We start from the raw sequence: 21,053 nt of genomic DNA on the forward strand, positions 1-21,053 counted from the left end.
GTCAGCGCACCACCAGGGTCGAGAGGGCGGGTTCTTCGAGGCGTACGGAGCCGGCGTGGTCACCGGCCAGGAACGCGCGCAGCGCGTAGGGCGGCCGGAGCGGCCCGGCCGGCAGCGCGAGGGTCGTGCCCGCCGAGGCGGCCAACTCGGCCCCGGTCAACCGCACGAGGACGTCACCGTCCTCCTGGTGCCGGGGCCGCGCGGTGGCGGCGTCACCGGCACGACCGACGAGCACGAAGTCGGGGAGGGAAGGGCGGGAGGGGTGGGAGGGGAGGGAGGAGGGCCGGGGCGGGCCGTCGGCGGTGGCGACGGGGGCGGGGGAGGAACCGGGGAGGGCGGCGCCGCCGGGGGTGCCGCTGGGGGAGCCGGGCAGGCCCGCCTCGGCGGGGGCGCCGTCGACGCCCGCGCCGTCGACGCCCGCGCCCGTTACCGTCACCTCGATCGCCTCGGGTGTCGCCCTGCGCGTGAGGCCCCGGCGTCGGCTCACGAGACGGTACGAGACGACGACCTCCGCGGGGAGGTCGAGCACGGCGGGGGCGCGCCGGACGACGACCGTCCGGTCCTCCACGTCCGCGGCGGGCGATCCGGCGAGCGGCTCGTGGCGGGAGGTGGCGCGGACGGTTATCCGGGCCGCGGCCGGACCGAGCGGCAGCCGCAGTCCTTCCCGGAAGAATCCCGACCGGCTGACCCGGACACGGTCCCGGGCGCCCCGCTGCTCCCACTCGGCCTCCACCGAACCGGCGTCGGCGGGCCAGTCGAAGGTGAGCCGGACCTGCCCGCCGGCCTCGCGCAGCCCCTGGAGCCCGGTCACGGGCGCGGGGACGTCGACCCGTACCGCGGGCCCGACGAGGGCCCGTTCCCCGAGGACGGCCACCGCGACGACCAGCCCCGCGAAGGCGGAGGGCGGTTCCACGGGGTGGGACGTGCCGTACGCGGCCCAGGGGAGCGCGCCGGGCAGGGCGTCCGTACGCAGGCCGGTGCCCTCGGGCGGCGCCCCCGCCGGGCCGGTCCAGGCCACGAGCCGCACCTCGGCGCCCGCCGCGCCCTGCCCGGCGAACCGGACGCCGCCCCCCGGGTCCGGCTCGGCGGTGAACGAGGTGAGCGCCTCAGGCCACACATGGACGGCACCGGAGGCCCGTACACCCTCGGACTCCACCTCCCGGCCCTCGGGCGAGGTGTGGTGGCAGACGACACGGACGAGGTAGGAGCCCGGCCGGAGACCCGTGAAGGTGTACGTGTCCACGTCGGCACCCACGTCATGGCGCGCGAGGACGTTCCCGGCGGAGGCGGAGGCGGGGGCGGAGGCGGAGGCGGAGACGGAGGCAGAGGCGGAGGCAGAGGACCCGGCAGCGGCAGCATGCAGGGCGACCGTCACGCGGGCGGTGCGGGGCGGGCGGGTCCAGCGGGCCGTGAGCCGTGCGGGCCCGTCGGTGACGGTGAGGTCCTCGACGCCGGGGGCGATGAGCAGGGGCCCCGAGACCAGCGGAGGCGCGTCGGGAACCCCGTCGCGCAGCGGGAACACCGCGTACCGCACGAGGGTTCCGCGGCGCGGATGGTGATCGACGGCGGTGCCCGGCTGCCCCGAGTCGGTCACGGGTATCACGGTCGGCCGGTCCGTGCCCCGGGTGAGGCGGATCGTACGCCAACTCCGCCCGTCCGCCACCGGCCAGGAGAGCAGGACCCGGTCGCCGGAGAGCCGGGCGGTCAGCGGGGCGTCCTCGTGGCGCCGTGGCCGCCCCAGCATGATCAGGCCGCGTGTCGCCGTGTCGTCGTCGGCGGCGAGCCCGAGCACGTCCAGATAGTGGGTGCGTGCCGTCTCCGCGTCCCGGCCGGCGCGAGCGTCGGCGAGCGCACGGTCGCAGCGGCCGAGGCGGCGGGCGAGCCGGGAGGCGAGGTGCACGAGGGCGGGGTCCACCCGGACCACGCCCGGGCCGAGGGCGTCGAGGGCCCTCGCGACGGCCCGTAACCGGCGCTGCTGCCAGAGCCCGCCGAGGGACTCGGCCGCCTTGCGCTGCCGGGCGTCGAGGACGGGCACGCCGGGTACGGCCTGGACGAGCACGGCCTCGTCGGCCGGGTCGAGACCGAGCCCGGAGACCGCGCGACGCCCGCCGGAATCCTGGAGGAGCGACACCAGTTGGTGGAGCAGGACGCGCCGCAGGAGGGCCGCGTCACGGGTCTGGACGTCGGCGAGGAGCCTCAGCAGAGGGCCCTGCGCAGGCCGCGTGTCCGCGAGGTCGCGCAGACGGGCGGCGCTGATGCGGTGTCGCCGGTTCCCGGCGCAGAGGAACAGGCCGTCCACGAAGGACAGCGTCTCCCCGTTCCCGACCAGCGCCTCACCGAAGTGCCGTAACCGCGCCGTACGCTGATGCTCCATCAGCTCGGCGTACTCGGGCGCGAGTGGCGCGAGGGGTAAGGGGCCCAGCGCGCCGGGCAGCCCCAAGCGTTCTCCGAACCCCCGTCGCATCCCCGTCCCTCATGATCGTCCGGCTACCCGCCGGGGGTACATCTCAGCAGAAGTCGTGCCGCTGCGCAGGGGGTTTACCGCTATTACCACCTGTACCGGGGCCGCTGCGGAGCGTGCCGACGATGGCACGGTTTCAGTGGACGGACAAGCCGCCGTCCACGAAGAGGGACTGGCCCGTCACGTACGCGGACGAGGCGCTCGCGAGGAAGACGGCCGCGCCCGCGAAGTCCTCGGCGAGACCGTTGCGGCCGACCATCGTGCGGGCGGCGAGGGCGGTGACCTTCTCCGGGTCGGAGGCGAGGCGCTGGTTGAGCGGGGTCAGTACGAAGCCGGGGACGAGGGTGTTGCAGGTGACGCCGTACGGGGACCAGGCCTCGGCCTGCGAACGGGCGAGCGACTCCAGGGCGCCCTTCGACACCCCGTACGCCCCGCTCTGCACGAAGGCCCGGTGCGCCTGCTGCGAGGTGATGTGGATGATCCGCCCGAACCCGCGCTCCGCCATGCCGGGACCGAATCGCTGACCGAGGAGGAACGGCGCCTCCAGGTTCACGGCCATGGTCGCGTCCCACACGTCCTCGCCCAGCTCACCGAGCGGCGGGCGGAGGTTGATGCCCGCCGAGTTGACCAGGATGTCGGGCTCCCCGAAGACGGCCGCCGCCTGCTCGGCCGCCGCCTTGATCCCCGTACGGGTGCTCAGGTCGCCGCTCACCCACGCGGCCCGGCAACCGTCTCCCGTCAGCTCGTCGACGGTCGCGACGAGCTCGGCCTCCTTGCGGGCCACGACCACGACACTCGCCCCGGCACGGGCCAGGCCGCCCGCGACGGCCCGGCCGATGCCGGAACTGCCGCCCGTGACGAGGGCGGTGCGCCCTGCGAGGGAGAAGAGGTCGGAGAGGTAACCGGCGGGGGTGGTGCTCATGGGGTGTCGCTCCTCGCGTCGCGCGTGTACCCGCCGCCCCAGGTGCGGTGGAGGGCGGATACACGCATCCTGTCAGACACGGATCGGACGCGGATCAGGCGAGGGTCGGACGCGGTCGCCCGGCTCGGCCTCAGCCCTGTGCGTATCGTGTTCGACTGGACGGACAGACGGACGGACATGAACACAGGGGGCGGAAGACATGGCCGAGGGCGTGCTCGGGGTGCGTGCGGGACTGTGGTTGGCGGTGGCACTCGCGCTGCTCCTGGGCGCGCTGTCGGGGTTCGTGGCGCTTCCGGTGGCCCAGCATCTCCGTACCCTCCAGGACGGCGTCCCGGCGCAGGCGACGCTGACGACGAACGCCCCCTGCATGGCGGGCGGATGCCTGGTCTCGTTCGAGGTCGACGGGCGGATCGTGTCGGCGCCCCTGCCCGTGGGGAGCGGCGGCATGAACAGTTCGGCCGGCACCCCCATGGAGATCCGGTACCGGGCGGACGATCCGCAGGTGGTCGCCCGTGAGGAGGACCTCGCCGGTGGCGGGGCGGCGGTCATGGGGGTGATGTCGGCTGCGGGCGCCGTGCTGTTCGCGGGGATGGCGGTCTGGATGGCGGTCCTCATGCGGCGGCAGCGGCGCACGCCGTCCGCGGCCGACGGCCCTCAACAAGCCGGCGTCTAGGCCGCCTTGTACGTGATCGAGAGAATCGACGGACACACATGAACCTCACCGACCGCCGCGTGGTCATCACCGGCGCGGGCCGCGACTTCGGCCGCGCGCTCGCCCACCACTTCGCGGGCCTCGGGGCCGAACTCTTCCTCGCCGCACGCAGCCTGGAAGCGGCCGAACGCACCCGCGACGAGATACGCGACCGGGCCACGGGCCACGGCCGGGCCCACGACGACGACGGTGCACGCGACCGCGTGCACGCCTTCGCCTGCGACCTCGCCGACCCCGCGTCGATCCGTGAATTCGCCGCGGCGGTCGGTCGTCGCACCGATCGTATCGACGTCCTCGTGAACAACGGCGCGCGCTGGCTGGCGGGCCCGGACCTCCTCTCGGTCTCCGACGAGGACGTGGCCGACACGCTCGCCTCGGGCAGCACCGGCACCATCCTCGCGACCAAGAACTTCCTGCCGCTGCTGCTCGCCTCCGACCGCCCCGACGTGGTCACGATGGTGTCCGTCTGCGGTGTCCCCGGTGCTCAGCACCCGGTGGCGCACGAGGCCTACTTCGCGGCCAAGCACGGTCAGCGGGGCTTCACCGAAGCGCTCTCACGGCGCCTGCGCCCCCAGGGCGTCCGTGTCATCTCCCTGTTCCCGCCGGACTTCGACAGCGGACGAGACCCGCTGTCCCCGGAATGGGACGCCACCCCGCGCGGAGCGCAGGACCCGCTCGCCGCACAGTCGGTGATCGACTGCATCACCTTCGCGATCCAGCAGCCCCGCGACTGCTACATCAGCGCCTTCCACTTCGAGTCCCTGCACCCCTCCGCCTCTTAGACCTTTCCCAGGTCGACCCGGCCGGCGTTGATCCGCCTGCCGCGGACCAGGAGGCGAAGGCCGGCCCGAGGCGCGGCCCGTCAGCCATTCCGTACGCCATGAGAGTGCATTCCCGCGAGACTACGTGCCCCATGAGATCCACCCGCGACCGGCGAGACCGAGCGCTTCAGCGGGTCGGTCGAGCACCTTGCTCGGAAGCCATGGTCGGGAGTGGCCGCCAACCGGCGGGGACGTCGCGCATGACCAGAGCGCAGTCCAGGGTCGCGCTCCCCGGTGGGAAGCGGTCCGGGTCGTCGAAGAAGGACGACGCGGCGGAGCGCACCCGGCCGGCTTCCACGTGCCAGGCATCGGTCCGCAGTTCCATGCCGTCCAGGTGACGGCCGGAGCTGGTGGCCGAGAAGCCCTTTGACCCGCGCCGGAAGAAGTGGGAAGCCTCGGCGAGATCGGCGAAGAGCTCGCTGCCTCGCAGCTCGTCGGACAGCTCGACGGTGACATCCACTCGGGTGACGCCATCCCGTGTCGCCAGTGCGACGCGCACCTGATCGGGTGTCTCGTGCACCTCGAAGTCGGCTCGGCCGTGTTCGCCGGGGAAGAGGCGGCCCCCGGCCCAGACGTTGAGCCGCGAGGCGGTGTCGCGTCGTGGGATGTAGACGCCGGTCTCGACGCCGTCCGGCCCGTCCCACTCGACGGCGATCCGATGCGCCGCGTTCTCGCTCCGCAGTCCGAACGCCTTGGGCGCCCAAGCAGGCCGGACGCTCCCCAGGCGCAGCAAGCAGATGCCCGCGACCGCGTAGCCGTGCACCAGCTGCGGGCGCAGTGGCCCGGGGAGCAGGCGTGCTGCGGCCTCTGGAGCGACTCGGTAGTTCACCAGTAGCCGTCGCTCGACGACGCTGGACAGTCGCGGCTGCCTCATGATCCCTCGCTCTGCGCCCCAGGACGCCATGTGGTGTGGCGAAGCACGATCTGCTCGGGGCAGACGGCGCTGAGGAACCGACCGATGCAGACGGCCAGGCGGTCCTCGGCCAGCGCATAGAGGATCCGGTTGCCCTCCCGTCGCTCGGTGACCAGCCCGGCTCCCTTGAGCACGCCGAGATGCCGTGAGATGGAAGGGGCGCTGATCGCGAACCTGGCCGCGATCGCGCCGGCCGCGAGCTCGCCGCTTCTCAGGTCCTCGAGGATCTGGCGCCTCGTCGGATCGGCGAGAGCACGGAAGGCTCCCGCCTCGTCTTGAGCTTCTGTCATGTCAGATATTTAGCATCTTGGCTAAATATCTAACAAGGGAAAGTGGAATCCACCTCGCATCCGGCATCTCGGACGCGCTCACCGGGATCCTTCGAGCGTCGGGTAGTCGGTGTAGCCCGTCTCGCCGCCGACGTACATCAGGTGGGCGTCGCGGATCGGGTTGAGGGGTGCCCCGGTGCGGATGCGGGTGACGAGGTCGGGGTTGGCGAGGAAGGCGCGGCCGAGCGCGATCAGATCCGCTCCCGCAGCCAGCAGGCGCTCACCGGCGGCGCGGCCGCCGTCGGCGGGCAGCGGGCCGGGCCAGGGCAGGGCCGGATTCGCGACGATCGTGCCGGGCCAGGCCTTGCGCAGGGTGTTGAACAGCGGCGCGTCCGGGTCGGCGAAGACGATGTGCAGGTACGCGAGCCCCAGGTCGCGAAGCGCGTCCACGAGCGCCGGGTAGACCTCGTCGATGTCGTCCTCCTGCATGCCGTTGGCCGTGACGCCGGGAGCGATGCGTACCCCCACCCGCTCGGGACCGATCTCCTCGGCGACCGCGCGGACGACCTCGATCGTGAACCGGATGCGGTGCGCGACCTCGCCGCCGTAGCCGTCAGTCCGCCGGTTCGTGTGGCTGGAGAGGAACTGGTGGAGCAGATAGCCGTTGGCGGAGTGCACCTCGACACCGGCGAACCCCGCGTCCACCGCACGGCGCGCGGCCGCGGCGAAGTCCGCGACCGTCGCCCGGATGTCGGCCTCCGTCATCTCCCTCGGGACGACGGCCGGCCGGTGCCCGGACGGCGTGAAGATCGTGTCGGGCAGTGGCACCGGTGACGGGGCCAGCGGGTGGTGCCCGGTGGTCTCGGGATGCCCGACCCGGCCGCCGTGCTGCAACTGGAGGAACATCTGCCCGCCGGCCTCCCGTACGGCCTCGGTGACGCGGCGCCACCCCGCCACGTGCGTGTCGTCGTGGATCGCCGGGATGTTGGGGTACGTGGCGCCGACGGCGTTGGGGGTCGCCGCCTCCGCGATGATCAGCCCGGCGGACGCACGCTGGGCGTAGTACGTGGCCATGACCGGCTCCGGGACACCCGTCGCACCGGCGCGGTTACGGGTCATAGGTGCCATGACCAGACGATTCGGCAGCCGCAGGGCGCCGAGGCGGGCAGGGTGGAACAGCGGTGAGACGTCGCCGGCTTCCTGCTCCTCCTGCGTCGGGAAGGTGTGGTTGTCCGTGGTCGTGGTCGTCATGGTCGTGCTCCCTCGCGTGTGCGGTTCGGGTCGGCCGGGCCGCGACGACCCGATGCCCAGACGATGCCGTCGCCCGCTTCGGGTCCGCTGACGGTCCGCTGATGGCGGAGCCGAAGGTCGCAGGCGCTGGTGATCATGACTGTGTAGGGTGCATGCCATGAGGTTCGGGGTGCTCGGTCCAGTCGCGGTGTGGGACGCGGCCGGTGAACCGGTACGGGTGCCCGAGACGAAGGTACGGGCGCTCCTCGCCGACCTCCTGGTGCACGAGGGCCGTCCGGTGCCGGCCGACCGCCTCGTCCACGACATCTGGGGCGACGCACTCCCCGCGAACCCCGCCAACGCCCTGCAGGCCAAGGTTTCCCAGCTCCGCCGGGCCATCGGCCGCGACCGCGTCCTCCATCAGCCCGCCGGATACCGGCTGCTCCTGGACGACGGCCCGACCCGGGTCGACGACGTCCGGTTCCGGTCCCTCGCGGCGCAGGCCCGCCTCGTCCCCGACCCCCGGGCCCGGGCAGCCGCGCTCACCGAGGCGCTGGACCTGTGGCGTGGCGACGCGTACGCGGACTTCGCCGACGAGGAGTTCGTACGCCCCGCCGTCCAGCGTCTCGACGAGGAGCGGCTCGCCGTTCTGGAGGAACAGGCGGAAGCACGCCTCGAGTTCGGCGATCCGATGCTCCCGGGTGACGTGGCCGTCCTGGTGGCCGGCCATCCGCTGCGCGAACGGCTCCGCGCCGTACAGATGCGGGCCCTCCACCGGTCGGGCCGGCAGAGCGAGGCGCTCGCCCGCTACGCGGAACTGCGCACGCTCCTCGCGGACGAACTGGGCCTCGACCCGAGCCGGGAACTGGCCGCGCTGCACGAGGCGATCCTGCGTCAGGACTGCGGGCCGCAGACGACCGGGCGGCCATCCGATCGGGCCGTTGCCGTGAGGGGGGTCGGCGGCGCGCCGGACGCGGGGCCGCCGTCGGTGCCTCCGGTCATCAGCACCCCACCTGCGCGCGGGGCGGTGGGCACGAACCTGCCCGCCCCGCGGACGCCCCTGGTCGGGCGCGGCCCTGCGCGGGACGCCGTCACCCGCCTCCTCCGTACCGAGCGCCTCGTCACGCTGACCGGCCCGGGTGGAGTGGGCAAGACCCGGCTCGCGCTGGCCGTGGCGACCCGCCTTGCGGAGGCGGGGCCGGACGACGAGCGGGAGGGCGACCCGGACGGCGTATACCTCGTGGAACTCGCCGCCCTGCCCGCCGACACCTCCGACCTCGCCCAGGCGGTGGCCACGGCTCTCGGTATCCACCAAACCGCGACGGCCCCACCTGCCGCACCTGGCCGCGATCCGTCGGCCGCGCTGCTTGCCGCTGCCCTGCGCGGCCGCCGGACCCTCCTCGTCCTCGACAACTGCGAGCACGTGATCGAAGCGGCGGCCGAACTCGCCGCGGCTTTGCTCGACGCCGTGCCGGGACTGGGCATCCTCGCCACGAGCCGGGAGTCCCTGCGCCTGCCCGGGGAGACGGTCTACGCCGTGGCGCCCTTGGACCCCGGCGCTGCCGCACAGTTGTTCGTCGAGCGGGCCACAGCGGCCGTGCCCGGATTCGCGGCCGGGCTCGCAACCGGCTGTGAGCCCGACGCGCCTGCCGACGCCGACGTCGGTACCGAGGTCGAGACCGACGCCATCCGCGACGCCGTGGCGGAGATCTGCCGTCGTCTCGACGGCCTGCCCCTCGCCCTCGAACTCGCCGCCACCAGGGTCAGAGCGCTGGGAGTCCACGAGCTCGCCGCACGCCTCGGCGACCGGTTCCGGATCCTCAACTCCGGGCAACGCGGCCTCCCGGCCCGTCAGCAGACGCTGCGTGCGGTGATCGACTGGAGCTGGGACCTGCTCGCCCCGCCCGAGCAGGCCGTGCTGCGGCGGCTCGCCGTGCCTGCCGGAGGCTGCACCCTGCACGCGGCGGAGTCCGTGTGCGCGGGGCAGGGGACGCCCGCCGAGGACGTACTCGATCTGGTCGGCCGACTGATCGACCGCTCCCTGGTCACCGTCACCCCGACCGCCGACGGCCCCCGCTACGGCCTCCTCGAATCCATCGCGGCCTACGCGCGCGAACGGCTGTACGAGGCAGGCGAGTTCGCGACCACGGCGGCACGCCACCACGCGTACTACCGCGACCTCGCCACCCGTGCCGAGCCGCACCTGCGTGGGTCGGGGCAGGGGCGATGGCTCGCGCGCCTCGACGCCGAATCCGCCAACACCCGTGCCGCGCTCGCACACGCCCTGGCGACCGGCGACCTCGGCGGCGCCACCCATCTGGCCACGGCCCTCTGCCCGTGGTGGCTGCTGCGCGGCCGCCTCCACGAGGCGCGGCGCACCCTCGCCACGGTCGCGGAGGCCCTGCGGGACGACCCGACTGCGGAGTCGGCCGAACTGCACGTTCTGCACGGCGCGTTCGCCATGATGACCGGCCACCGTCCGCCGGACCGGGAGTGCCCCGAGGCGGACATCGCCGATCCCGGCAGGCGCGGTCGCGCACTGTGGCTGTTCGCGTACGGTCTCTTCCACGCGGGAGATCCGGCCGCGGCCCAGGAGGTCAACGCGCGTGCCCTCGCCCTCTGCACCCGCGCCGCCGACCCCTGGGGGACCGCCGCGGCCCAGGCTCTCCGGGCACGGACCGCTCTGGCCGTCGGCGACTTGGGCGCCGCACGACGCGATGGCCTCGCCGCGGCCGGGACGTTCCGCGAACTCGGCGACAAATGGGGAGAGTTGCAGACCATCACGCCCCTCGCGAGCCTCGCCGAGATCGCAGGCGACTACGCCGAGGCGGCCGCGCGCCAGTCCGAAGGTCTCCGCCTCGCCGAGGGCCTGGGCATGGCCGCGGAAGCCTCCGCGTTCCTGGGTGGCCTCGGCCGGCTGGCGCTCCTCGCCGGTGACTGGGAAGCCGCCCGCACCCTCCACGAGCGGGCCCGTCGCGCCGCCGCCGAGCAGGGGCACATGTACGGCGAGGTGTTCGCGCTCATGGGCCTCGCACTCGGCGCACGGCGCTCCGGCGACCTCGACGGCGCCGAACGCCACCTGCTGACGATGCGCGACGCGTACCCCTCGTCGACCGCGGGAAAGCACCTGATCCACGTGGAACTCGGCTTCGTCGCCGAGCTGCGCGGCCGGCCGGCGGAGGCCGCCGTCCACCACGCCCGCGCGCTCGGCCACGCACGGCAGGTGGGGGAACCGCGCGCCCTCGCCCTGTCCCTCGAAGGCATCGCGGGAGCCGCCGCGGCCCTGGGCACGGCCGCCGGCCACGCCCGCGCCGCCCTCCTCCTGGGCGCCGCGGACGCGGCCCGACGCGGCAACGGCGCGCCGCTCCCGCAGAACGAACGCGGTGACGTCGACCGCATTGCCGCGGCGGCCCGGGCGGCGCTGGGTGAGCCCTCGTACACCGCCGAGTTCGAGAAGGGCACGGCCCTGTCCCTGACGGAAGCGGTTCTCACAGCAGCCACCGGAGGCTGAGGCCCGCGCCGGTGGACCGGCTACCCGACGCAGACCAGCCCCCGGCCGGAGACCGGCCCCACCCCGCACCCGCGCCCCGCCCCCCTCAGGTCACCGCACGCCAGACGCACGCTCCTGCGCCGGCGCCGGTGCGTACCCCGTCGGGCGGGTCGTGAACGTGCCCCGGCCCTGGGTGCGGCCGCGGAGGCGGGACGCGTAGCCGAAGAGTTCGGCCAGCGGGACCGTCGCCGCCACCACCGCCGTACCGGAGCGGTTCGTCTGGTCCGTGACCCGGCCCCGGCGCGCCGCGAGGTCGCCGAGGACCGTCCCGACGGACTCCGCCGGAACCGTGACCGTGACCTCGGCCACCGGCTCAAGGAGCGTCATGGCACTCGCGCGGAGCGCCTCGCGGAGCGCGGAGCGGCCCGCCGTACGGAACGCCATCTCCGAGGAGTCCTTCGGATGCGTGGCGCCGTCCGTGAGCGTGACCCGGACGCCCGTCACCGGGTGCCCGCCGAGGGGGCCCTCGACGAGGGCGTCCCGGCAGCCGGCCTCGACCGCGCGGACGTACTCCTGCGGGACACGCCCGCCCGTGACCGTGGAGCGGAACTCGAACTCCGCGCCGATGGCGAGAGGTTCGAGATCGATGACGACGTGCGCGAACTGGCCCGCGCCGCCGTCCTGCTTCACATGCCGGTACAGGAGGCCCGTGACGCCCTCCGCCACCGTCTCCCGGTACGCGACCTGCGGACGGCCGACCGCGACCTCAAGGCCCCGGTCGCGCCGCAGCTTCTCCACCGCGACCTCCAGATGCAGTTCGCCGAGCCCCGAGAGGACCGTCTGACCCGTCTCCGGGTCGGAGCGCACGACCAGCGACGGGTCCTCCTCCGACAGACGGGCGAGGGCCGTAGCCAGGCGGCCGGTGTCCGTGCTCCGGCGGGCCTCCACCGCGACCGAGACCACCGGGTCGGCGGTCGTCGGCGGTTCGAGGACGACCGGCGCGCCGGGGGCGCACAGCGTCGTGCCGGCGCGGGCGGTCTTCGGCCCGACGACGGCGACGATGTCACCGGCGCGCGCCACGTCGAGCTCGGTCGCCCGGTCGGCCTGGACCCGCAGGATGCGGGCGATCCGCTCGGTGCGGCCGGTGACGGCGTCGAGCACGGTGTCCCCCTTCGCGATCGTGCCCGCGTAGACGCGGACGTACGTCATTCGGCCGGTGGCGGTCGCGCTCACCTTGAACGCGAGCGCGGTGAACGGCGCCTCCGGGTCCGCCGGGACCTCACCGCGGACCGGCGGCATGTCCGACGGGGCCGGGAGGTACGCGACGACGGCGTCGAGGAGCGGCTCGATCCCGCGGTTGCGGTACGCCGAGCCGCAGAGGACGACCACGGCCTCCCCGCCGAGGGTGAGGTCGCGGAGCGCCGCCCTCAGCGTCCCCTCGGAGAGCGCGGAATCCGCGCAGAACTCCTCCAGGGCTCCCGGATGCAGCTCCGCCACCGTCTCCTCAAGGCGTCGCCTGCGGTGCCGGGCCTCGTCGCGGAACTCGTCGGGGACCGGCTGATCGGTGTACGTGTCGGCGCCTTCGGCCCACACGTACGCCCGCATCCGGACCAGGTCCACGACGCCGGTGAAGCCGTCCTCGCGCCCGAGGGGAAGCTGGACGGGGAGCGGGACGGTACCGAGCCGCGTACGGATCGACTCGACGGCGCTGTCGAGGTCCGCGCCCGCGCGGTCCAGCTTGTTGACGAACGCGATGCGGGGGACGCCGTGCCGGTCGGCCTGCCGCCACACCGTCTCGCTCTGCGGCTCGACGCCCGCGACGGCGTCGAAGACGGCGACGGCGCCGTCGAGGACGCGCAGGGAACGCTCGACCTCGTCGGAGAAGTCGACGTGACCCGGGGTGTCGATCAGGTTGATCCGGTGCCCGGCCCAGTCGCAGCTGACGGCCGCGGCGAAGATCGTGATGCCCCGGTCCCGCTCCTGCGGGTCGAAGTCCGTGACGGTCGTGCCGTCGTGGACCTCGCCGCGCTTGTGGGTGGCGCCGGTGAGGTACAGGAACCGCTCGGTGACGGTGGTCTTGCCCGCGTCGACGTGGGCGAGGATGCCGAGGTTGCGGACGGCGGTGGTGGTGAGGGTGTCAGGGGTACGCACGGTCTCGTGCCTTTCGCTGCTGCGTGGAGAACAGGGCAGCGCGATTCCCGGACGACGGTCAGGGGTGTGACGACGTCACGGGCGGCGATGGCGGGCGCGCAGCCGCCACCGCTCGGCGGAGGAGGCGAGGATCACGTCGTACCGGGCACGGGAGGAGGACACGGCGACGGCACGGTGGCTGCGCACGGTCTTCTCCCCTCGGTCGGACGGCCGGGCGCTCGGACCCGGACGGCTCGGCGGCGCACCGAGCGGTGCGCGCCGAGACGTGAGTGTAGGGAGCCGGAGGTGCCGCACGACAGCGGTTTTCCGGGGGGCGGATGACCACGTGCCTGGCTCGATACAGGATGATGAGGAGGGAATGGGTCATGACGGAACACGAGGTCAGGAGCTTCCATGGCGAGGCGGGTTCACCAGCCCCGTGAGGACGCGGAGTTCGATTTCATCCTCGGGATGAGCCGGGTCCCGGTCCTCGCGTACTTCGTCGGGACATGGCCCAAGGCGATCGAGCCCTGCCGGGCGATGGACCTCGTCGTGGACGGCATCGCCGACGAGTACACGGATCGGCTGACGGCGGTCCGCGCCGACATCACGCGCTGTCCGGCCGCGACCCAGCGCTATGGGATCACCGGAGCCGCGTCCTACGTCCTGCTGAAGGAGGGGGAGGCGGTGGCGCACGGCACAGGGCCACTGACCACCGCCGAGGCCCGGGAGTTCCTGGACGGCCACCTCTGAGACGGCGGTGCGCCGCCGAGGGGGCGGTGGCGTGCCCCGTGTCTCGCACGTTTGTCCGTGAGGTGTGGTGGAAGAGTTGACTCCGACGACCGGTCGGCCGAGTCGCGACCTGGGCGGCCGGGGTGGTCGGACACGCTCGACGCCATGACTCGGACGGGAGCCCTCCGTTGCGCCTCTACGCCCAGACACCCGCACGTCGGAACCGCCAGGTGCTCGTGGACCTGATCGCCGCGGGCCTGATCGCAGCCGCGGTGTGGGCGGCCCTCGTCGTCCGCGGGACGATCATGCTGCTGGCCGAACCGGGGCGCAAGGTGGAGAGTTCCGGCGACAGCCTCGCCGAGGAGCTCGGCAACGTGGGGGACGCGGCATCGGACGTGCCGCTCATCGGCGGCGTCCTGGAGAAGCCGCTCCAGTCCGCGGCCGACGCCAGCTCCGGCTTCGCCGACGCGGGAGCGTCGCTCCAGGAGACCGTCAGCCAGGTCGCCGACGTGATCACGGCGGCCCTGATCATCATCCCGGTGCTCTTCGTCCTGCTGATCTGGCTCCCGCCGCGTCTGCTCTGGATCCGGCGCAGCAGCACCCTGCGCCGCCTCGCCGAGGCTCCCGGAGGCGCCGACCTGCTCGCCCTGCGCGCCCTCACCGGTCCTCCGGGCGCGCTGGCCAAGCTGCCGGTCCCGCCCGGCGGATGGGCCGACGCCTGGCGTCAGGGGGACCGGCAGGCCATCGCGGACCTCAGCACGGTCGCCCTCGAACACGTCGGACTCCGGCCGTGACCAGGAGTTCCCAGCGGCCCTACGCGGCCGGATCGGCCGGATCGGCCGGCTGGAGGAGGTCCCAGCGGTTGCCGTACAGGTCCTCGAAGACGGCGACCGAGCCGTAGGGCTCGTGGCGCGGCTCCTCCAGGAACTTCACGCCGGCCGCCGTCATCCGGTCGTGGTCGCGGGCGAAGTCCTCGGTGTGGAGGAAGAAGCCGACCCGGCCACCCGTCTGGTTGCCGACGGAGGCCTCCTCGGCGTCGTTCTTGGCGCGGGCCAGGAGCAGACCGGCGTTGCCGAGGCCGCCGACCCCGGCCGCGCCGCGCGGACGCACGACGACCCAGCGGGTGCCGTTGCCCCGGTCGGTGTCCTCGACGAGGTCGAATCCGAGGGCGTCGGTGAAGAAGGCGACGGCCTCGTCGTAGTCACGGACGACGAGGGTCACGAGTGCGATGGACGGCATGGGGCAAACGTAATACGTATGAATCTACCCGCGTCAACCGGCGCGCCCGATGTGAGAATGCCCGACATGGACCCGCAACAATTCGAGCGCCTCGCCACGCGCGCGCGTGCCCTGGCCGAGCCGGTCCGGGGAGCGGGGACCCGCCGCGTCCTCGGCCTCGCCGGCGCGCCGGGCGCCGGGAAGTCCACGCTCGCCGCGCGGCTCGTCGACCGTCTCGACGGGCTCGCCGTCCTCGTCCCCATGGACGGCTTCCACCTGGCCCGGGCCGAACTGGAACGCCTCGGCCGGGCCGGCAGGAAGGGCGCGCCCGACACCTTCGACGCCGCCGGGTACACCGCGCTCCTCGCCCGGCTGCGCGCCCCCGAGCCCGGCACGACGGTCTACGCGCCCGCCTTCGACCGCTCCCTCGAGGAGCCGGTCGCCGGAGCGATCCCCGTCGACCCGGGGGTCCCGCTCGTCATCACCGAGGGCAACTACCTCCTGCACGACGAAGGGGCCTGGGCCGGGGTCCTGCCCCTCCTCGACGAGGCCTGGTACGTGCACCTCGACGACGAACACCGCGTCCCCCGGCTCGTCGAACGACACATCCGCTTCGGCAAGACCCGCGCCCACGCCGAACGCTGGGTCCACACCTCGGACGAGGCGAACGCCCGCCTGGCCACCAGAGGCCGCGCCCGCGCCCACCTCGTCGTACACATGGACTAGCCCGACGCTCCTGCGGGGGTGGATAGGCTGGCCGCATGACGAACGATCAGGGCTGGGAGCTTCGCGTCGCCGCCCTCTGGGAGAATGTCGACGCGTACGAGCCCGCCGACTTCCGCGCCCGCGTCGCCGAACTCGCCGCCGAGCGGATCGACGACGACGCCGCCGCCCTCTTCGAGCAGGGCGCCGCCCACGACTCCACCGGGCAGCCGGAAGAAGCCGTCCGCTTCTACCAGCGGGCCCTGGACCAGGGTCTCACCGGGCTCCGCCGGCGTCGGGCCGTCATCCAGCTCGCCAGCAGCCTGCGCAACCTCGGCCGTCCCGACCGCAGCGTCGAACTCCTCACCGCCGAACGGGACATCACCGCCGACCGGCTCGACGCCGACGAGACCGCCCTCGCCGGAGCCGTCGACGCCTTCCTCGCCCTCGCCCTCGCCGACACCGGACGCGACCGCGAGGCCGCGTCCCTCGCCCTCGGCGCCCTCGCCCCCCTGCTGCCCCGCTACAACCGCTCCCTCGCCCACTACGCCCGCGCCCTCCTCACCGCCCCCGACGGCTCCTGAGCGAGTGCCCGGACGGGCCCGAACACCCCCTCGACGGCCGACAGCGTCGCGGGCAACGACAAGGGCTCGTCGGCAAGCCGACGAGCCCTCATGCCACGCGTGTCGTTCAGCCGTTGAGCAGATCGGCGCCCAGGAATCCGGTGACGACCACGACGGCGAGCAGTCGCACGGCGACGATCCCGTCATTGACCAGTCGCACTCGGGGCCTTCGGGTGATCCTGACGATCCAGGTCACCCCGACGGAGGCGAGGGTACCGACCGCGAGCAAGGCCAACTCCCCGTGCCCACGCGGCTGCGGGGCGCTGGGGTCGAGGTCGTACGACTCCATGTACATGGCCAGGGCGAGCAGCAGCCAGCCCGCCGACAGGACTGCCGTGACGGCGGACTCGGTGATGGCGAACGCGAGTCGGCCCGCGCTGTGGCGAACCTCCGCCGGCTCCGGATACGTCTGAGGATGCCGAATGTGGGTACTGCCCACTACAGGAACCTTCCGGTCTTGTTCGACTTCAGCTTGTGTTGCGTGATGAGTCGGGAGCAGCGACTGCAGGCAGCCTTCTGCGCTCCCACGTGCGTCCAAGCCGTGATTTGGTTTCCGACCTGCCGGCCGAGGACGTTGTTGTAGGTGTCGACGGCGACGTCGACGCGTGCCGTCTGCGTGGTTCCCGCACCTCTTTCGTGAGCGCGCCCGAGGCTGGAGGCCACTCCGGCGCCGTAGGACCAGGTGAGCATGGCCTGCCAGATGCAATGGCGGAACGCGTTCTGCTTGGCCGAGTCCCGATAGATCTTCGCCTTCTCGACCGCCCACCATGTGATCGCCATCATTCCACCGCAGCGCCAGATGTAGAGCGCGCACACCGCGGCCTCGGGCAGGAGCCCGCTGATGCTGTACATCCCGGTGAGGTCCGTACAGTTGACGGGGTCGCCCATGCAGTAGTCGTAGGCGTTGGCGTTACCCCCGAAGACGGGGTCACTGGAGAGGAAGCGTCCCGTCTGCGGGTTGTAGAGGCGGGCGCCCATGAGAGTGAGGCCGGTGGCCGTCTCCGCGGAACGCTGCTTTCCACCGAGCCAGTTGTACCGGGTCGCGGGCTGGCCGGCGCGGGGATTCCCGTACTCGTCGTTGTCCAGGACCACGGGGGCGTCGGCAGCGTCGAGCGGGAGCTGGAGGGCGACGTCTCCGTGGGTGTTCGTCAGATGCAGGACGGTGTTCCCGGTGCCACTGGTGGTGGCGGCGAAGCCGCCCGAGGCCGAGGCGACGTTACGGCTGATGGTGCCGTCGGTCGCGCTCTCGGCGATCCAGCGCGGGCTGTCCCCGTCGCTGCCGTAGTGGTTGGTCTTGACCGCGCTCTGGGTCCAGGTGCCGTCGATGTTCTCTTCGACGGTCCAGGAACGGAAGCGCTGTGCGGCATCGAGCTGCCAGGTCTGCCGCTGACTGCTCGTGGTCTGCTGGTGGACCAGGTCGTTGGCGTAGTAGCCGATCTGGCTGCCGGGCAGGGCGGTGGTGCGACCGGCGGCGTCGTAGACGTAGCCGGTGTCGACGAGCCGGTCGGCGCTGTCGTAGGTGTGGGTGGTGGTGGTTCCGCCGGTGGTGGGGCACGCGGCGCCGGCGGCGCCTTCCGCGGTGGTCAGGCTGGTGCGGTTGGTGCGCTTGTCGAATCCGTAGGTCCGCTTGGTGCAGACGTCACCGACGGTGTCGTTGACATGGGCGAGGCGGCCAACGGCGTCGTAGGCGTAGTCCTGGGAGGACCATCCGTTGTGCCGGGCGACCTGGCCGTGCACGGACTTGTCGACGGTGTCGGAGTAGACGACCTGGCCGTCGCTGTCGCGGGTGTAGACCCTTGATGACGTGGTGCCCGTCGTGCCGTCGCCGACTGCCAGGGTGTAGCCGCCGGGGAGCTTCTCGCTGGCGACGGATCCGTCGGCGTCGTAGGTGGCGTGGAAGGTGCCGGCCAGCGAGTCCGTGGTCGTGGTGACCAGACCACGGGGCTCCGCGTTGGTGTCGTAGGTGTACGTCACCGTGGACGGGGCCGAGTCGCTTACCTTGACCGGGCGGTTGAGCAGGTCGTATTCGGTCCGGGTCACCCCGCCGTCGGCATCGGCGTAGGAGATCTCGCGACCCAGCTTGTCGAACTCCTTGACGATGCTCCCGCCGCTCGGCGACGTCGTCTTGAAGGCCCGGCCGGTGGCCGGGTCGTACTCCATGGAGGACTCCGGAACTGCCTGTCCGAGTCCACCGGTCATGGCGGTCTTCGTCAGTCGGCCGGCACCGTCGAAGGTGTTGGTGCTGGCGCGGGTGACGCCGTTGGCGGTCTGGCTGACCTTGGCCACGTTGCCCCACCAGTCGTACTCACTGGTGGTGGTCGGCAGCTCGGCCGGATGGGTGCCCCCGCCGGTGATGGTGCCGGCAGGGCCCGTCGAACAGACCTGGTCGGCCCACTCCGGTCGTCCCTTGCAGGCGCCGGAACCGGCCGCCGTCCAGTAGACGGTCACGCGGGTGGCGGCGTCGGTGCCCGTCGCACCGGGCATGCGCTGCTTGGTGACGCGGCCCTGCGTGTCGTACTCGGTGGTCTCGGTGATGGCCAGACCGGCAGGGTCCTTGACCGACTTGGGGGAAAGGCCCGTGGCCCAGTCGTAGAACGTCTGGGTCACGCGAGCGTCGGCCATCGCGGTGGTGCCGAGGACCTGGGCACCGGTCGTGACCTTGGTGATCTGGTTCTCGACGATGGCCGTACCGTCGGTGGGGCGGCCCGCGTCGTACTCGTTGACCGTCCAGGAACGAGCCACGGCCGACTCGCCGTTCAAGGCGATTCGACGCAGCGGACCGAAGCTCTCCAGCCCTCGCAGACCCGTGGAGTCGTAGACGGTCTTGGAGGAAAGCAGGTCGGCGCGGTCAGAGGCGGACAGGCCGACGATGCCGAGGTCGGTGAGGGTCGCCCGCTCGGCCTCGGTGCCGCCGAGAGCCAGGGCCCGGTTCCCTGCCGTGAGCTCACCGACAGTGTTGCCGAACTGGTCGTACTCGATGGTGGAGATGTTGCCGCCCGGAGCGGCGCTGTTCACCTCACGGCCCGAGGCATCGGTGTAGGTGACGGACGCCCGCCGGTAGTCGCCGGAGGCGAGCTGATCGCCGGAGTGCGATGCGGGGACGGCGTCCGCCGGGAAGACAGCGGTCGCGTCGGTCGGGGCCTCGTTCTGGCCCCAGGCCTGGACGTCCGTTGCGCCCATGGCGTAGGGGGCCTTGGTGCCGGTGAGCGGGACGTCGTAGACGATGCTCGTCGACGCGGTACCGGACTCGACGTCCGACGTGCCCTGCTGCAGACCGGAACGGCTGGCCTTCAACAGCATGCCGTCACCGGCGGTGGCCGCGTTGCCGGCCTTGCCGTAGGTGAAGGACCACGGCAGCTGGCCCGGCGGGGTCAGGGTGGTGACCCGACCCGCGGTGTCGTAGCCGTACCGCGTCTTCAGCAACGGCGTGATGAGCGGGTTGTACGCCTCACGCAGGCGACCGGAAGCGTCGTACGCGTACTTCTGCACGGTCTTGGCGGTGGCCGCGGCGGCACCGGGCTCGGTGGACCAGCCGCGGATCTCCTTCACCTGGCCGGCGAAGTCACCGAAGACGGTGTCGGTGCCGGTGGTGGCCGTGGCGTAGACGAACTCCAGCGCGCGGCAGCCCTTGGTGGACGGGGTCGCCGTACACGTCGCGGCAGAAACGGCCGAGGTCGGAGAGACGGTCAGCTTCGGGCGGGCCAGCTTCTTGCCGCCCACGGTGACGGTTTCGGAGACGACCGTGGTCGTCGTCTGGGCCAGACCGTCCACGGTGCTGGAGGCGACCTGCCAGGAGGTGGCGGCGGCGTCCGTCTTGGTGAAGACGGTGAGGGTGCCCTCGGCGTCCTTCAGTGTCAACGAGCCCGTCAGGGCGCCGCTCAGCTTCATGTCCTCGGCACCGTGCTCGGACTTCCAGCCGCCGCCGGTGGTGGCGGTGAAGCCGAGCTCCTCGCCGTTGACGTCGACCAGCGCGACCGAGGTGGCCGAGGTCGTCTTCAGGTAGGACCAGTCCGACCCCGTGCTGTCGGCGACGGCGCCAGAGGTCCACTGGGGACCGAAGATCGCCGACTGCCCCTCCTGGTTCGAGCCCGCGTCGGGGCGTCGGGAGGAAGCCGCTCGCGATACCGAGAGCCCGAAGAGCGAGGCATCGGCGGAGGACAGGAGGTAGTCGCCGGTGAGCAGGTTGACCGAGCCGGGCCCGGTCTCCTGCGCGGGCGCGGTGCCGGCGTCGCGGTCGACGGTGATCTCGTTCGCCGGCGAGTAGACGGTGGCGGTGCCGTCGGTGAAGGCGGCGCGGACTTCGATCGGGCCGTCTTCGGTCAGGCTGTCGGTGATGTTCCAGGTCAGCCCGGCGGGCTTGCCGTTGGTGACGGCGACCGGCCAGGCCGGGACGGTGTTCGAGCCCTGGCGTACGTCGGCGACGGGGACGTTCTTCCAGGTGTCGGTCTCTCCGCGGCGGTACTGGTAGGTGACGCCGGTGTAGGTGGTCAGGCCCTCGGCGGCCAGGCTCACCCGGCGGGCCGGGCGTTCGCCCTGGGCGGGGGTGAGGAGTGCCGCTCCGGAGCCCGCGTAGAAGACGTGGGTGCTCTGGGCGGAGACGTTGCCGGCGGGGTCGACGGTGCGGGTGGTGACGGTGTGCTTGCCGGCGGGGAAGGTGAGCGTCTTCGTGACGGCCGCGCCGGTGGTGGTGGCGGACTGCCAGGTGGTGGCCGCGTCGAGCTTGTACTCCACCGTGGCCACGTCGCTGGTGGGCGGGGTGAAAGTGAACGAGCCGGAGAAGTTGTTGCTGGCATCCGGCGTGCCGGACCAGGTGTTGGCCGGGTAGTCAGC

General features: G+C 72.8%; 16 protein-coding genes. 7 read left to right on the forward strand and 9 right to left on the reverse strand.

Annotated features, from left to right (window positions below; genetic code table 11):
• Window position 1 precedes the first annotated feature (1 nt).
• Together ABT034_RS27850 and ABT034_RS27855 are read right to left on the reverse strand one after the other, a co-directional pair.
• Window positions 2-2,374 carry a thioesterase domain-containing protein gene (locus ABT034_RS27850; RefSeq protein WP_351219798.1) on the reverse strand — a complete coding sequence of 791 codons (2,373 nt, stop codon included), beginning with the start codon at window positions 2,372-2,374 and terminating at the stop codon, window positions 2-4.
• Between the two features lie 223 nt (window positions 2,375-2,597).
• Window positions 2,598-3,383 carry an SDR family NAD(P)-dependent oxidoreductase gene (locus ABT034_RS27855; RefSeq protein WP_351219799.1) on the reverse strand — a complete coding sequence of 262 codons (786 nt, stop codon included), beginning with the start codon at window positions 3,381-3,383 and terminating at the stop codon, window positions 2,598-2,600.
• Between the two features lie 199 nt (window positions 3,384-3,582).
• Here ABT034_RS27855 and ABT034_RS27860 point away from each other — a divergent pair, with 199 nt between their 5' ends.
• Both ABT034_RS27860 and ABT034_RS27865 read left to right on the forward strand, forming a co-directional pair.
• Window positions 3,583-4,056: a hypothetical protein gene (locus ABT034_RS27860; protein WP_351219800.1), complete on the forward strand. Its 474-nt coding sequence runs from the start codon at window positions 3,583-3,585 to the stop codon at window positions 4,054-4,056.
• Between the two features lie 38 nt (window positions 4,057-4,094).
• Window positions 4,095-4,877, forward strand: coding sequence for an SDR family oxidoreductase (locus ABT034_RS27865; protein ID WP_351219801.1), 783 nt, complete (start codon window positions 4,095-4,097; stop codon window positions 4,875-4,877).
• A gap of 166 nt (window positions 4,878-5,043) precedes the next feature.
• Here ABT034_RS27865 and ABT034_RS27870 read toward each other — a convergent pair whose 3' ends face one another.
• From ABT034_RS27870 to ABT034_RS27880, 3 genes are all read right to left on the reverse strand, one after another.
• Entirely contained in the window at window positions 5,044-5,790 is a 747-nt protein-coding gene (locus ABT034_RS27870) for a DUF2071 domain-containing protein (protein WP_351219802.1), read from the reverse strand.
• Complete coding sequence (locus ABT034_RS27875; protein WP_351219803.1) at window positions 5,787-6,119, reverse strand: metalloregulator ArsR/SmtB family transcription factor; 333 nt, start codon at window positions 6,117-6,119, stop codon at window positions 5,787-5,789. Before ABT034_RS27875 ends, ABT034_RS27870 begins: the two co-directional genes overlap by 4 nt.
• A 78-nt stretch (window positions 6,120-6,197) precedes the next feature.
• Entirely contained in the window at window positions 6,198-7,349 is a 1,152-nt protein-coding gene (locus tag ABT034_RS27880) for an alkene reductase (RefSeq protein WP_351219804.1), read from the reverse strand.
• A 157-nt stretch (window positions 7,350-7,506) separates the two neighbouring features.
• On the opposite strand from ABT034_RS27880, the gene ABT034_RS27885 reads away from it, so the two are divergent.
• Window positions 7,507-10,839 (forward strand): AfsR/SARP family transcriptional regulator, encoded by a 3,333-nt coding sequence (locus tag ABT034_RS27885; RefSeq protein ID WP_351219805.1) that lies wholly within the window; start codon window positions 7,507-7,509, stop codon window positions 10,837-10,839.
• Between the two features lie 90 nt (window positions 10,840-10,929).
• On the opposite strand, the gene fusA is transcribed toward ABT034_RS27885, so the two are convergent.
• Window positions 10,930-12,969 (reverse strand): elongation factor G, encoded by a 2,040-nt coding sequence (gene fusA, locus ABT034_RS27890; protein WP_351219806.1) that lies wholly within the window; start codon window positions 12,967-12,969, stop codon window positions 10,930-10,932.
• Between the two features lie 393 nt (window positions 12,970-13,362).
• Between fusA and ABT034_RS27895 the strand changes: the two genes are divergently transcribed.
• Window positions 13,363-13,701 (forward strand): thioredoxin family protein, encoded by a 339-nt coding sequence (locus ABT034_RS27895; RefSeq protein WP_351219807.1) that lies wholly within the window; start codon window positions 13,363-13,365, stop codon window positions 13,699-13,701.
• A gap of 167 nt (window positions 13,702-13,868) precedes the next feature.
• Window positions 13,869-14,474, forward strand: a complete 606-nt coding sequence (locus ABT034_RS27900; protein WP_351219808.1) for a hypothetical protein — start codon at window positions 13,869-13,871, stop codon at window positions 14,472-14,474.
• A 19-nt stretch (window positions 14,475-14,493) separates the two neighbouring features.
• On the opposite strand, the gene ABT034_RS27905 is transcribed toward ABT034_RS27900, so the two are convergent.
• Window positions 14,494-14,919: a VOC family protein gene (locus ABT034_RS27905; protein ID WP_351219809.1), complete on the reverse strand. Its 426-nt coding sequence runs from the start codon at window positions 14,917-14,919 to the stop codon at window positions 14,494-14,496.
• A gap of 66 nt (window positions 14,920-14,985) precedes the next feature.
• Here ABT034_RS27905 and ABT034_RS27910 point away from each other — a divergent pair, with 66 nt between their 5' ends.
• Both ABT034_RS27910 and ABT034_RS27915 read left to right on the forward strand, forming a co-directional pair.
• A complete protein-coding gene (locus tag ABT034_RS27910) occupies window positions 14,986-15,624 on the forward strand; it encodes a nucleoside/nucleotide kinase family protein (protein WP_351219810.1) in 639 nt (212 codons plus the stop codon).
• A 35-nt stretch (window positions 15,625-15,659) separates the two neighbouring features.
• Complete coding sequence (locus tag ABT034_RS27915; RefSeq protein WP_351219811.1) at window positions 15,660-16,184, forward strand: tetratricopeptide repeat protein; 525 nt, start codon at window positions 15,660-15,662, stop codon at window positions 16,182-16,184.
• A 106-nt stretch (window positions 16,185-16,290) separates the two neighbouring features.
• On the opposite strand, the gene ABT034_RS27920 is transcribed toward ABT034_RS27915, so the two are convergent.
• On the reverse strand, window positions 16,291-16,662 hold the full coding sequence (locus tag ABT034_RS27920; protein WP_351219812.1) for a hypothetical protein: 372 nt from the start codon (window positions 16,660-16,662) through the stop codon (window positions 16,291-16,293).
• A partial coding sequence (locus ABT034_RS27925; protein WP_351219813.1) for an RHS repeat-associated core domain-containing protein occupies window positions 16,662-21,053 on the reverse strand: 4,392 nt, incomplete at its 5' end. The genes ABT034_RS27925 and ABT034_RS27920, both read right to left, overlap by 1 nt.

Origin of the sequence: Streptomyces sp. NPDC002773 (genome assembly GCF_040295605.1) — a bacterium.
Classification (GTDB): domain Bacteria; phylum Actinomycetota; class Actinomycetes; order Streptomycetales; family Streptomycetaceae; genus Streptomyces.